The organism is Pseudomonas sp. Soil_N_39, assembly GCF_057655955.1.
This window is the reverse complement of the sequence record NZ_JBDGLI010000003.1, coordinates 270,854-284,064: the sequence shown is the minus strand read 5'-3', so window position 1 is coordinate 284,064 and position 13,211 is coordinate 270,854. Positions and strand designations below refer to the sequence as shown.

General features: G+C 61.2%; 13 protein-coding genes and 1 pseudogene. 11 read left to right on the top strand and 3 right to left on the bottom strand.

Translation table 11 applies throughout. From position 1 onward, the window contains the following. Window positions 1-260 precede the first annotated feature (260 nt). The 8 genes from metG (at window position 261) to AC3A5O_RS06025 (ending at window position 7,051) form a co-directional block, all read left to right on the top strand. Entirely contained in the window at window positions 261-2,306 is a 2,046-nt protein-coding gene (metG, locus tag AC3A5O_RS06060; RefSeq protein WP_122569339.1) for a methionine--tRNA ligase, read from the top strand. Between the two features lie 130 nt (window positions 2,307-2,436). After that, a complete protein-coding gene (locus tag AC3A5O_RS06055) occupies window positions 2,437-3,009 on the top strand; it encodes an Rnf-Nqr domain containing protein (protein ID WP_122569340.1) in 573 nt (190 codons plus the stop codon). Further along, window positions 3,006-4,025 carry an electron transport complex subunit RsxB gene (gene rsxB, locus AC3A5O_RS06050; protein WP_305468203.1) on the top strand — a complete coding sequence of 340 codons (1,020 nt, stop codon included), beginning with the start codon at window positions 3,006-3,008 and terminating at the stop codon, window positions 4,023-4,025. The genes AC3A5O_RS06055 and rsxB overlap by 4 nt, the downstream gene beginning before the upstream one ends. Then, entirely contained in the window at window positions 4,012-4,992 is a 981-nt protein-coding gene (locus AC3A5O_RS06045) for an RnfABCDGE type electron transport complex subunit D (RefSeq protein ID WP_487752944.1), read from the top strand. Before rsxB ends, AC3A5O_RS06045 begins: the two co-directional genes overlap by 14 nt. Beyond that, a complete protein-coding gene (locus tag AC3A5O_RS06040; protein ID WP_487752943.1) occupies window positions 4,989-5,600 on the top strand; it encodes an RnfABCDGE type electron transport complex subunit G in 612 nt (203 codons plus the stop codon). The genes AC3A5O_RS06045 and AC3A5O_RS06040 overlap by 4 nt, the downstream gene beginning before the upstream one ends. Then, window positions 5,593-6,126 (top strand): Rnf-Nqr domain containing protein, encoded by a 534-nt coding sequence (locus AC3A5O_RS06035; RefSeq protein WP_305482256.1) that lies wholly within the window; start codon window positions 5,593-5,595, stop codon window positions 6,124-6,126. Before AC3A5O_RS06040 ends, AC3A5O_RS06035 begins: the two co-directional genes overlap by 8 nt. Continuing rightward, window positions 6,123-6,761 (top strand): endonuclease III, encoded by a 639-nt coding sequence (nth, locus tag AC3A5O_RS06030; protein ID WP_053124528.1) that lies wholly within the window; start codon window positions 6,123-6,125, stop codon window positions 6,759-6,761. The genes AC3A5O_RS06035 and nth overlap by 4 nt, the downstream gene beginning before the upstream one ends. 107 nt (window positions 6,762-6,868) lie before the next feature. Continuing rightward, the gene (locus AC3A5O_RS06025) at window positions 6,869-7,051 is read left to right on the top strand and encodes a PA3496 family putative envelope integrity protein (RefSeq protein WP_003204937.1); all 183 of its coding nucleotides are present in this window, start codon (window positions 6,869-6,871) and stop codon (window positions 7,049-7,051) included. Between the two features lie 54 nt (window positions 7,052-7,105). On the opposite strand, the gene AC3A5O_RS06020 is transcribed toward AC3A5O_RS06025, so the two are convergent. Then, window positions 7,106-7,732 carry a response regulator transcription factor gene (locus AC3A5O_RS06020; protein WP_053124532.1) on the bottom strand — a complete coding sequence of 209 codons (627 nt, stop codon included), beginning with the start codon at window positions 7,730-7,732 and terminating at the stop codon, window positions 7,106-7,108. Between the two features lie 467 nt (window positions 7,733-8,199). Here AC3A5O_RS06020 and AC3A5O_RS06015 point away from each other — a divergent pair. After that, window positions 8,200-8,490 (top strand): annotated as a pseudogene (locus AC3A5O_RS06015) (hypothetical protein); the annotation flags it as partial. A 281-nt stretch (window positions 8,491-8,771) separates the two neighbouring features. On the opposite strand, the gene AC3A5O_RS06010 reads toward AC3A5O_RS06015, so the two are convergent. Both AC3A5O_RS06010 and AC3A5O_RS06005 read right to left on the bottom strand, forming a co-directional pair. Further along, on the bottom strand, window positions 8,772-9,989 hold the full coding sequence (locus AC3A5O_RS06010) for an argininosuccinate synthase (RefSeq protein WP_003204943.1): 1,218 nt from the start codon (window positions 9,987-9,989) through the stop codon (window positions 8,772-8,774). A gap of 127 nt (window positions 9,990-10,116) precedes the next feature. After that, entirely contained in the window at window positions 10,117-11,097 is a 981-nt protein-coding gene (locus AC3A5O_RS06005; RefSeq protein WP_487752942.1) for a flagellar protein MotY, read from the bottom strand. Window positions 11,098-11,289: 192 nt separating this feature from the next. On the opposite strand from AC3A5O_RS06005, the gene pyrC reads away from it, so the two are divergent. Together pyrC and rnt are read left to right on the top strand one after the other, a co-directional pair. Further along, window positions 11,290-12,336, top strand: coding sequence for a dihydroorotase (gene pyrC / locus AC3A5O_RS06000; protein ID WP_122569347.1), 1,047 nt, complete (start codon window positions 11,290-11,292; stop codon window positions 12,334-12,336). Continuing rightward, window positions 12,333-13,010 carry a ribonuclease T gene (rnt, locus tag AC3A5O_RS05995; protein ID WP_003204947.1) on the top strand — a complete coding sequence of 226 codons (678 nt, stop codon included), beginning with the start codon at window positions 12,333-12,335 and terminating at the stop codon, window positions 13,008-13,010. Before pyrC ends, rnt begins: the two co-directional genes overlap by 4 nt. Window positions 13,011-13,211 lie beyond the last annotated feature (201 nt).

Sequence of the window (13,211 nt, the reverse complement as noted above, 5' to 3'; positions counted from 1 at the left end):
TTAAGGGCCGCGAACGCTCTCGTGGCGAGGGAGCTTGCTCCCGCTGTGTGGGAGCAAGGCTTGCCCGCGATGCAGGCGATGGGATTTTTCACAAATCGAGGTGCCTGTTTCGCGAGCAAGCTTTGCTCCCACAATCCCCTCGCCACCGGTTGTGCCTGTGCGGCTATCAGCAATGCATCCGGAAACAGGCCTGTGGGGTGAAATATATTTCCCGGCGCTTTATAGTGGCCGACCTCCGTTTCATCAAGTAGCCGAGCCCCATGTCCGAGCCACGCAAGATCCTCGTCACCAGCGCCCTGCCCTATGCCAATGGTTCGATTCACCTCGGCCATATGCTGGAATACATCCAGACCGATATGTGGACGCGCTTCCAGAAACATCGCGGCAACCAGTGCATCTATGTCTGCGCCGACGACGCCCACGGTTCGGCCATCATGCTGCGCGCGGAAAAGGAAGGCATCACCCCGGAACAACTGATCGCCAACGTCCAGGCCGAACACAGCGCCGACTTTGCCGAGTTCCTGGTGGACTTCGACAACTTCCACTCCACTCACGCCGAAGAAAACCGTGAGCTGTCGAGCCAGATCTATCTGAAGCTGCGTGACGCCGGACACATCGCCACCCGTTCGGTCACCCAGTATTTCGACCCGGAAAAGAACATGTTCCTGGCCGACCGCTTCATCAAGGGCACCTGCCCGAAATGCGGCACCGAAGACCAGTACGGCGACAACTGCGAAAAATGCGGCGCCACCTACGCACCGACCGATCTGAAAGACCCGAAATCGGCGATTTCCGGCGCCACCCCGGTGCTCAGGGACTCCCAGCACTTTTTCTTCAAGCTGCCGGATTTCCAGGCGATGCTGCAAACCTGGACCCGCAGCGGCACGTTGCACGACGCGGTGGCCAACAAGCTCGCCGAATGGCTCGACTCCGGCCTGCAAGAGTGGGACATTTCCCGCGACGCACCGTACTTCGGCTTCGAAATCCCCGGCGAGCCCGGCAAGTATTTCTACGTGTGGCTGGACGCGCCCATCGGCTACATGGCGAGTTTCAAGAACCTTTGCGACCGCACGCCGGAGCTGGACTTCGACGCGTTCTGGGGCAAGGACTCCACGGCCGAGGTGTATCACTTCATCGGCAAGGACATCGTCAACTTCCACGCGCTGTTCTGGCCCGCCATGCTCGAAGGCGCCGGTTTCCGCAAGCCGACCGGCATCAACGTCCACGGCTACCTGACCGTCAATGGCCAGAAAATGTCCAAGTCCCGCGGCACCTTCATCAAGGCCCGGACTTACCTGGACCACCTGTCCCCGGAATACCTGCGCTACTACTACGCTGCCAAGCTTGGCCGCGGTGTCGACGACCTGGACCTGAACCTCGAAGACTTCGTGCAGAAGGTCAACTCCGACCTGGTGGGCAAGGTCGTCAACATTGCCAGCCGTTGCGCCGGGTTCATCCACAAGGGCAACGCTGGGGTCCTGGTCGCCGGTAACGCCGCGCCGGAACTGACCGACGCCTTCCTGGCCGCCGCGCCAAGCATCGCCGAAGCCTACGAAAGCCGCGACTTTGCCCGCGCCATGCGCGAAATCATGGCCCTGGCCGACCGCGCCAACGCCTGGATCGCCGACAAGGCCCCGTGGTCGCTGGCCAAGCAGGAAGGCAAGCAGGACGAAGTCCAGGCTATCTGCGCCTTGGGCATCAACCTGTTCCGTCAGTTGGTGATCTTCCTCAAGCCGGTGCTGCCGTTGCTGGCCGCCGATGCCGAAGCATTCCTGAACGTTGCACCGCTGACCTGGAACGACCACCAGACCCTGCTGAGCAACCATCAACTGAACGCGTTCAAGCCGTTGATGACCCGTATCGACCCCGCCAAGGTCCAAGCCATGGTCGACGCCTCCAAGGAAGACCTGGCCGCCAGCCAGACCGACACCGGCGCCCCTGCCGGCAACGGCGAGCTGGCCAAGGACCCGCTGTCGCCGGAAATCGACTTCGACGCCTTCGCCGCCGTTGACCTGCGCGTGGCGCTGATCGTCAAGGCCGAAGCCGTCGAAGGGGCCGACAAGCTGCTGCGCCTGACCTTGGACATCGGCGACGAGCAACGCAACGTGTTCTCCGGCATCAAGAGTGCCTACCCGGACCCGGCCAAGCTCGAAGGTCGATTGACGATGATGATCGCCAACCTCAAGCCGCGCAAAATGCGCTTCGGTATCTCCGAAGGCATGGTGATGGCGGCGGGCCCCGGCGGCGAGGAGATCTACCTGTTGAGCCCTGACAGTGGCGCCAAGCCGGGCCAGCGGATCAAGTAACGCGACCGCGTGCTGCACCGATCCCACAGTCGCCTTGCAGGTGACTGTGGGATTTTCATATCTGGCCCACGCGCCCGGCGTGCCGGATAATGCCTAATCTTGTAACAGGCCCTTTGTCGCCCACGCACCCATGACCGAAATCGTCCTCACGCTGTTCAGCGCTGCCCTGATCAACAACCTGGTGTTGCATTGGCCGCTGGGCGTCGATCCGCTGCTGGCGGCCAACGGCAGAAAACAGGTGCACGCCCTGGGCGTGGCAACGACGTGCCTGATGTTGATCGTCGGCACCCTGGGCTATCTGGTCGATCATGGGCTACTCGTGCCGACAAACCTGACATCCCTGCGCCTGTTGGTCTGGCTGTCCTTGAGCATCTTGCTGATCGAGCCCTTGCTGCGCCTGCTGACACGCTGGCTGCCAGCAATGCCGTTCGATGGGTTGTGGCCGCTGCTGCTCGGCAATGCCGGCATCCTGGGCGTCACGTTGCTCAACGGTCAGGAAGACCGAGGCCTGGGTCACGCCGTGGCGCTGGGGCTGGGTGCCGGGCTGGGCTTCTGGCTGGTGCTGAGCCTGTTCGAGGATCTGCGCCAGCGCACCTTCAATAACGCTATTGCCTTGCCCTTTCGGGGCCTGCCGATTCAGTTGATCAGCGCCGGACTGATGGCGGTGGCCTTTCTCGGATTGCGCGGGCTGGTCAAAACATGAGCCTGATTCAACGTATCGACGCCCTGCTGCCGCAGACCCAATGCGGCAAATGCGGCCACCCCGGGTGCAAGCCCTACGCCGAAGGCATCGCCCAGGGCGAGCCGATCAACAAATGCCCGCCCGGTGGACGCGAAACCATCGCGGCCCTGGCCGAGCTGATGAACATACCGGTGCTGGAACTGGACACCAGCCGCGGCGCGGCCCCGGCGCAAATCGCCTTTATCCGCGAAGCCGAATGCATCGGGTGCACCAAGTGCATCCAGGCCTGTCCGGTGGACGCGATTGTCGGTGCGGCCAAGCTGATGCACACCGTCCTTATCGATGAATGCACCGGTTGCGACCTGTGCGTGGCGCCCTGCCCGGTCGACTGCATCGAGATGCGGCCGCTGCCGACGGCAAGCGTGTTGCCGATTGTCGGCGGCTTGGCCTTCAGCGCCGCCGAGCAACAGGCGCGAACCGCCAAGCGCAATCACGCCCGGCGTCGCTTCGAACAGCGCAATGCGCGCCTGCGCCGCGAAGAAGAACAACGCCAGGCCGAACGCCTGGCTCGAACCCAACGCGCAGCACAGGCCAAGGAACAGGAGCAGCCGCTCAATCCCGTACAAGCCGCACTGGAACGCGTGCGCGCGCAAAAAGCCGCCACCGCCGATGCTGCCTTGAAAAAAGCCAAGGTTGACCTGGCCATGAGCCGGGCGCAGTTGAACAAATCCTTGAAAGCGTTCGGCCATCCGCCGACCTTCGAACAGCAGTCGCAACTGATTGTGCTGCAACGCCAGTTCGAAGCAGCCGAGCAGGCCCTGAGCCAACTGGAGAACGCCGCGCCGGCGGCCACTCCAGCACCAGCACCGCCGCCGGCACAAAGCGCCGAACTGAAGCGGGCCAAGATCCAACTGGCGATGCGCCGCGCCGAACTCAGCAAAGCCCGCACGGCAGCGGCCTCGGACGAACAGCTGCAGGCGTTGGAGCAAGCGGTGAAGGATGCCGAACGCCAGGTGGACGTCCATGCCGCTTCCTGAGCCTGTGGACGAACGGCTGCGGCCCGCGATGATGCGGGTGTTGCTGGCGACACTGCCCGGCGTGCTGGCGTTGCTGTGGTTCCAGGGCTGGGGCGTGGCGCTCAACCTGCTGTTGTCCGGCTTTACCGCGCTGGCGGTCGAAGCGTGGATTCTGCGTTTGCGCCGCCGGCCGCTCAAACCCGAGCTCAACGATGGCAGCGCGCTGGTCAGTGCCACGCTGCTGGCCCTGGCCTTGCCGGCGTATTGTCCCTGGTGGCTGACCGTCACGGCGGCCGCCTGCGCCTTGCTGTTCGGCAAACACCTGTGGGGCGGCGTCGGCAGCAACCCGTTCAACCCGGCGATGCTCGGGTACGCCCTGGTGCTGGTGGCGTTTCCCGCCCATATGAGTCCGGCGCCCCACGGCATGGGCCTGCTTGAAGGCCTGCAACAGGTGTTCGGCATCCATCCGGCGCCCGATGCCTGGGCCGGGGCCACCGCTCTGGACAGCCTACGGACCAACACGAGCCTGACCATCGATGAACTGTTCGCCAGCAATCCGGCGTTCGGGCGTTTCGGTGGCCGCGGTGCCGAATGGGTCAATCTGGCTTTCCTGGCAGGCGGCCTGTTTCTGTTGCAGCAACGGGTGTTCAGTTGGCATGCGCCGGTGGGCCTGCTGGCGAGCCTGTTCATCGTCAGCCTGTTGTGCTGGAACGGCTCGGGCTCCGACTCCCACGGCTCACCGCTGTTTCATCTGTTCAGCGGCGCGACCATGCTCGGCGCGTTTTTTATCGCCACCGAACCGGTCTCAGGTGCCAAGGCCCCGCTCGCCCGCTTGCTGTTTGGCGCGGGCATGGGGCTGCTGGTCTACCTGATCCGCACCTGGGGCGGCTACCCGGATGGCGTGGCGTTCGCGGTGTTGCTGATGAACCTCGGCGTGCCGGCACTGGACCGGTTTGCCGAGGCGCGACAACGGCGACCACTGACATGAAGAATCCCGGCGGCGTGGCAACCCTGATCCTGTTGATCGGCCTCGGTAGCGGTGCCACTTACCTCACACACCTAGGCACCGCCGAGCGCATCGAGGCCCAGCGGCAAGCGTTGGCGAACAGGATCTTGCTTGAGGTACTGCCCACTGACCGCTATGACAATCAGCCGTTGGCGAACCCGGTTTTCACCGCCTCGGTACCCTTGGCCCATAGCACGCTGCTGGACGGTTACCTGGCGACCCGCAACGGCCAGCCCAGCGCCGTGCTGCTGCGTAGCCAGGCGCTGGGCTATGAAGGCAGCATCGAATTGCTGGTCGCCATCGACCCACAGGGCCGGCTGCTGGGCGTCAAGACGCTGCGCCAGGCCGAGACACCCGGGTTGGGCGCGGCGATTGCCGGCTGGCCGAACGCCTGGTTGCAGACCTTCACCGGCAAATCACGCCAGGCGCCTGACGACAGCGGCTGGGCTTTGAAAAAGGACCAGGGTCAGTTCGATCAACTGGCCGGCGCAACGGTAACGTCCCGGGCGGTGCTCCAGGCGGTTCACGACGCGTTGCGTTACTTCGACGAGCACAAGGCTCAGTTGATGGGAGTGCCTGCCAATGAATAAACCATGGGGCCTGACACATGGCCTGCTGCTCGTCCCGCTGGTTGGCGCCAGCGATTCGCTGATGGGTGCACTGGTGCTATGGCTGGCCTGGGCCTTGATTCTCTTCTGCCAAGGCTTGGCGATGGGGCTTGTCCGGCAGCGCCTGACAGCCGGGCAACGGCTGCTCGCCGCCATTGTGCTGGCCGCCACCCTGACCACTTGCACAGGCTTGATCATCCAGGCCTGGACGCTGGAACCGTATCGATCGCTGAGCCTGTACCTGGGCTGGATCGCCCTGAGCTGCGTGGCGCTGGAGCATGCGGGTTTCTTCGTTGAAGCGCGCTGGCCTGGACGCCTCAGGCTGGCTGGGGTGTTCGGTCTCTTGATGATCAGCCTGGGCACCCTGCGCGAGCTGATCGGCAGCGGTCTCCCCCTGGCCTCGCTCGCCCCGGGTGGGTTCATTCTGCTCGGGCTGCTGTTGGCGGCCCGACAGGCCTGGACGGCAGCCAAATCCCCTTCAACCACCGAGGAAACGCCGCGCCCATGAACGCCGCAAAACGCCTGGAAATATTCCGTCGCTTTCACGAGGACAACCCGGAACCGAAAACCGAACTGGCCTATTCCTCGCCGTTCGAGTTGCTGATCGCGGTCATCCTGTCGGCCCAGTCCACCGACGTCGGCGTCAACAAGGCCACGGCTAAATTGTTCCCGGTTGCCAACACCCCGGAAGCAATCTACGCCCTGGGCGTTGAAGGGTTGTCCGAGTACATCAAGACCATCGGCCTGTTCAACAGCAAGGCCAAGAACGTGATCGAAACCTGCCGCCTGCTGATCGAGCGCCACGGCAGTGAAATCCCGCAGACCCGTGAAGCACTGGAGGCCCTTCCGGGTGTTGGCCGCAAAACCGCCAACGTCGTGCTCAACACCGCATTCCGGCAGTTGACCATGGCGGTCGACACCCACATTTTCCGCGTCAGCAACCGTACCGGGTTGGCCCCCGGCAAAAACGTGGTGGAAGTGGAGAAGAAGCTGATGAAATTTGTCCCCAAGGAATACCTGCTGGACTCCCATCACTGGCTCATCCTCCATGGACGCTACGTCTGCCTGGCGCGCAAGCCCCGCTGCGGCAGCTGCCGAATCGAAGATTTATGCGAATACAAGCACAAGACCTCTGACGATTGAGGCGCTATTGCTTTTATCGATCCATCGATTGAAAAAATCTTTTTTACCCGCCCGTGGTTTATCGATATAAGGAGCGCCAATGGCAGTCTTAGCCTGGAGTCGAACCCATGAGTGCTGGCAAAGAACAACTGGATGTAGAAGACGAATTCATCGCCGCTGAGGCCGACGACGTCGAACCTGTGGTCGTGGAAGTGGCGAAAACCAACCTGAGCAAGCGCCGCACCATCGATAACCTGCTGGAAGAGCGTCGTTTACAGAAGCAACTGGCCGATTACGACTTTGACCTCTGACACGTAAAAGCCTCCCTGATGGAGGCTTTTTACTGAGTACGCGTGACAGAAGCCTCACACCAACCCATTGCGCTGCGCCAGCTCGATCAGGTCGACCAGCGAACGGGCATTGAGCTTCAATAACAGACGAGTCTTGTAAGTACTGACGGTCTTGTTGCTCAAGAACATTCCATCGGCGATTTCCTTGTTGGTCTTGCCGCGCGCCAGTTGCTGCAAGACCATCATCTCCCGCCCCGATAACCGATCGACCATATCGGACTCACTGGCGTTACCCAGACTTGATCGCACCGTATGCAGTGCCTGGTTCGGAAAGTAACTGTAACCGGACAGAACAGCCTTGATAGCACTCAATAACTCGGTAAGGTCCTGTTGCTTGCAGACATACCCGGCCGCCCCTGTCTGCATGCAGCGCATCGAAAAATGTCCGGGCGCCTGAGAAGTCAGCACCAACACCTTCATTGACGAAGGGATGGCCGTCAAACGGGCAATGACCTCCAACCCGTCCAGTTTCGGAATACCGATATCGAGAATGACGATATCGGGCATAAGTTCACGAGCAAGTTGTAACGCATCGACGCCGTTGTCGGTTTCGGCAACGACCTCATAACCATGACGCTCCATCAGCAAACGTACAGCAAGACGAATGACGGGATGATCATCCACGATCAGCACTTTATTCATGGGCAAATCCAACTTCGCTGTTCGAATTTTTAGAGCACGCACAATAGCCTAGTCATTTCTACCTTGGCATGCCGCTCCCCCCTGACCGCTCGCACCGAGAGACAGAACCTACAAGCTATACAGAAAATTCCTACAAATTCCGCGGGGAAAAATGTGTCCTGAATTTTTTACAGAGATGGACTGACCACCTTTAACAATCCGCTACCTCTATGAATAATGCACCCTTTCACCGCGCCACCTGTCTGCGGACCGGCCATCGAAATGCTCTTTACTCATAAAGAGTAACCGAATTATTTACTGTTAAAACGGCCGTACTTCACTTCAGCAATAGGAATTCATATATAAAAGACACTCGGATAGCTGATATTAAATATTAGCGCTCCTGACAGCTGCATCGGCCCCTTATTAACCACCGACACTCTTTTTCAACCTACTCACCGAGCATGAATATTCCATGAGCATTAACCATGAACAAACCTTTGAAAACCATCACCAACCCCATGACCCTTATCGCCATATTCGCAACTTTATCCGAAACTTCCGCGGCGATTTCCCTGCCTTTCCTGGATGACCAGGATCGTGAGTATTACCTTTGGTTCCTGATCAGCTTTCCGTTTTATCTATTGCTGCTTTTTTTCATCACGCTCAACTTCAATTATCGTTCCTTGTATTCACCTTCTGATTTTCGCAAGAGCAAGCACTTCATAAAGACCATGGATGACGCGACCGGCCGGCGTAAACGAATGCTGCGCCGGACAGGCAAGGACCCACGGCTGCTGATATGCCTTCATCGACACAGGCGTGAATCGCCGGACGCCCTTTGTATCTTATGCAGCCAATCCCAGCGTTTGATCGAGACTTGTCGATCGGAGCATTTGAAGCACGTCGGCATCGTCGTGTACGTCATCTACAACCAGGCAGACCTTGCAGCCCACGGGCAGGATGAATGAGCCATCAGGTACAACGCTGCGGCACGCGTAAAAAGGGGGGTAAAAAAAAACGGCCTGCTCAAGGCAGGCCGTTTTTTTTATAGCCAGGATCAGAACAGCTTGCGACCCTTGTTCGCCGCGATGCGCATGCGCAGGGCGTTGAGCTTGATAAAGCCGGCCGCGTCGGCCTGGTTGTAGGCACCGCCGTCTTCTTCGAAGGTCGCGATGTTGGCATCGAACAGCGACTCGTCGGACTTACGCCCGGTGACGATCACGTTGCCCTTGTACAGCTTCAGGCGTACCACGCCATTCACATGAGCCTGGGAGGCGTCGATCATTTGCTGCAGCATCAGACGCTCAGGGCTCCACCAGTAGCCGGTGTAGATCAGGCTGGCGTACTTGGGCATCAACTCGTCCTTGAGGTGGGCCACTTCGCGGTCCAGGGTGATCGATTCGATCGCCCGGTGGGCGCGCAGCATGATGGTGCCGCCCGGGGTTTCGTAGCAGCCGCGGGACTTCATGCCGACATAACGGTTCTCGACGATGTCCAGGCGACCGATGCCGTGTTCGCCGCCGATGCGGTTCAGGGTCGCCAGCACGGTGGCCGGGCTCATTTCCACGCCGTCCAGCGCAACGATATCGCCATTGCGATAGGTCAGCTCCAGGTATTGCGGGGTGTCTGGGGCCTTCTCCGGGGAGACGGTCCAACGCCACATGTCTTCTTCGTGCTCGGTCCAGGTGTCTTCCAGCACGCCGCCTTCATAGGAGATGTGCAGCAGGTTGGCATCCATCGAGTACGGGGATTTCTTCTTGCCGTGGCGCTCGATCGGGATCGCGTGCTTCTCGGCGTAGTCCATCAGTTTTTCACGGGACAACAGGTCCCATTCACGCCACGGTGCAATGACTTTCACGCCCGGCTTGAGGGCGTAGGCGCCCAGCTCGAAACGCACCTGGTCGTTGCCTTTGCCGGTGGCGCCGTGGGAAATGGCGTCAGCGCCGGTTTCGTTGGCGATTTCGATCAGGCGCTTGGCGATCAACGGACGGGCGATGGACGTACCCAGCAGGTACTCGCCTTCATAAACGGTGTTGGCGCGGAACATCGGGAACACGAAGTCGCGGACGAACTCTTCGCGCAGGTCATCGATGTAGATCTCTTTGACGCCCATGGCCTGAGCCTTGGCGCGTGCAGGTTCGACTTCTTCGCCCTGCCCCAGGTCTGCGGTGAAGGTCACCACTTCGCAGTTATAAGTGTCCTGCAGCCACTTGAGGATCACCGAAGTGTCCAGGCCGCCGGAATACGCCAGAACGACCTTGTTTACGTCCGCCATGCCATCACTCCACGGGTTGTACGGAAAGCCGGGAAGTCTAACGTCCAGCGCGGATAATTTACAGGGGCGCGACAGCTTATGACGACGAAGCGACAGATTATGTCGAGCGCGCGACGACCAATCCGGCTCAGGACGTCCGCGCAGCGGTGGAAGCGGGCGTGGAGATCGGTGCCTTGGCCGGCGCGGCAGTCGGCGCCGGGGCCTTGGCTGGAGCCGCAGCGGGCGCTGGCTGCGGTGCTGGTGCCGGAGCTTCAACCGGCGCCCCACGCTCCAGGCGCACGACCACGCGACGGTTCTTGGCCCGGTTGGCGGCGTTGGTATTGGACACCAGGGGATAACGCTCGCCATGGAACCGCAGTGTGATCTGTGACTCCTGAAAACCATTGGCCTTGAAGAAGTCCTGGACCGCCAGGGCCCGGCGGCGCGACAGCTCACGGTTGGTCAGGCGGTTGCCGCTATTGTCAGAGTGACCGTCGAGCTCGACACGATTGACGCTCGGGTCGGCCTTGATGAAGTCGAGCATCACCTGCAACTGGGCCTTGGCCTGAGCATCGAGCTCGACCCCTTCGCCGGGGAAACCGATTTGAGTTTGCTTAATCTGCTCGAAATTCTTTGGTAACAGTTTCGCCACGCAGCCTTGATAGTCACTAAAGGCCTTATTGAAGCGCACCGGCAACAATCGGACTTCCGAAACCCGTCCATCCTCGGTGTTACGCCGCACCACAGGGCTGCGACCCTCCATCAGCCCACTGATCAAGCGCCCGGCCTGAACCTGGGAACTGTTGAACAACACGTCGCCACTGCCGATCCTGACCGACCCCAGGTTAATGTCGCCGCGCCCCGGTTGCCACGGTGCGGCGGCCGCCAGCAACGTGGCAGAACCGCCGCCCAGCATCGGGTTATGGCTCTTGAGGCGGAACGTGGCCTGTTCGCCCGCCCGGCGCACGAATTCGCCGCTGCCGAAATCGGTGATCGGCTGGCTCAGCCGGCACTCGAACTTGTCGCCTTCGACCGTCCACTCAATGCTCTCCAGACGGGTCTGGAAAGTGAGCGCCATGGCGGGAAGGCTGGCAAACACACTGAGCAAGGCTAGATAACGCTGGCGCACGGGAGGCTCCACTGACTTTTATACAAAGATCGACGCATGCTTGAGGGCATGACGCCTGTCCGGGGCACTGCACGGATTCGTGGCACACCTGTAGGAGCTATCGGTAAGTTGTGGCAGAACTTGATAGCGGGTGCCTGAATCGGTCTTTTCCGGTAGCATTCCCCAGAGTTTGACCCGCCTGGAAGCCCCCCAATGTCCGACCGCCTGACCCTGCTGCGTCCCGACGACTGGCATATTCATCTTCGCGATGGTGCTGTGTTGACCCATACCGTCGCCGATGTCGCGCGCACCTTCGGGCGCGCAATCATCATGCCTAACCTGGTTCCGCCCGTGCGCAACGCCGCCGAAGCCGATGGCTATCGCCAGCGGATCCTCGCCGCGCGCCCGGCTGGCAGCCGCTTCGAACCGCTGATGGTGCTTTACCTCACCGACCGCACCCAGCCCGAAGAGATTCGCGACGCCAAGGCCAGCGGTTTTGTCCATGCCGCCAAGCTGTACCCCGCCGGCGCGACCACCAACTCCGACTCCGGTGTCACCAGCATCGACAAGATCTTCCCGGCGCTGGAGGCCATGGCCGAAGTCGGCATGCCGCTGTTGATCCATGGTGAAGTCACCCGGGGCGACGTCGACGTGTTCGACCGCGAGAAGATCTTCATCGACGAGCACATGCGCCGCGTCGTGGAACGTTTCCCGACCCTCAAGGTGGTGTTCGAGCACATCACCACCGGCGATGCCGTGCAGTTCGTCAACGAGGCCCCGGCCAACGTCGGCGCGACCATCACCGCCCATCACCTGCTGTACAACCGCAACCACATGCTGGTGGGCGGGATCCGGCCGCACTTCTATTGCCTGCCGATCCTCAAGCGCAACACTCACCAGGAAGCTCTGCTGGACGCCGCCACCAGCGGTAGCGCCAAGTTTTTCCTCGGCACCGACTCGGCGCCCCACGCCCAGCACGCCAAGGAAGCGGCCTGCGGTTGCGCCGGCTGCTACACCGCCTATGCCGCCATCGAGATGTACGCCGAAGCGTTCGAGCAGCGCGACGCGCTGGACAAGCTCGAAGGCTTCGCCAGCCTGCACGGCCCGAGTTTCTATGGCCTGCCGGTGAACACCGATCGTATTACCCTGGTCCGTGACGAATGGACCGCCCCCGTCAGCCTGCCCTTCGGCGAGCAGACCGTCATCCCGCTGCGCGCCGGTGAAAAACTGCGCTGGCGCCTGCTGGAGGAAAACGCGTGAGTGAAGATCATTTCGACGACGAACTGGACGGCAACGGTGGTTCGGGCGGCGCCCGTCACCCCATGGCCGCGCGGTTCCGTGGCTACCTGCCGGTGGTCGTCGATGTAGAAACCGGTGGTTTCAATTCCGCCACCGACGCCTTGCTGGAAATCGCCGCGACCACCATCGGCATGGACGAAAAAGGCTTTGTGTTCCCTGACCACACCTATTTCTTCCGGGTCGAACCGTTCGAAGGCGCCAACGTCGAAGCGGCGGCCCTGGAGTTCACCGGGATCAAGCTCGATCACCCGTTGCGCATGGCGGTCAGCGAAGAAACGGCCCTGACCGACATCTTCCGTGGCGTGCGCAAGGCGCTCAAGGCCAACGGTTGCAAGCGGGCGATCCTGGTCGGCCACAACAGCAGCTTCGACCTGGGCTTCCTCAACGCCGCCGTCGCGCGCCTGGACATGAAGCGCAACCCGTTCCACCCGTTCTCCAGCTTCGACACCGCGACCCTGGCTGGCCTGGCGTATGGCCAGACCGTCCTGGCCAAGGCGTGCCAGGCGGCCGACATCGATTTCGATGGCCGTGAAGCCCACTCGGCCCGCTACGACACCGAGAAGACCGCCGAGCTGTTCTGCGGCATCGTCAACCGGTGGAAAGAGATGGGCGGCTGGCAGGATTTCGACGACTAAAGAGCAGAGCCATTGTGGCGGCGCCACTCTGTGGGAGCAAAGCTTGCTCGCGACACAGGCGACTGGTTTTTTGGAAGACCGCATCGCCGCCATCGCGGGCAAGCCTTGCTCCCACAGATAAATCCCCTCGCCACAGGGTGCTGTGTTTCAGCCGATGATCTGGCTTGAAACACCCATAAAAAAACCGGCCCATCGAGGGCC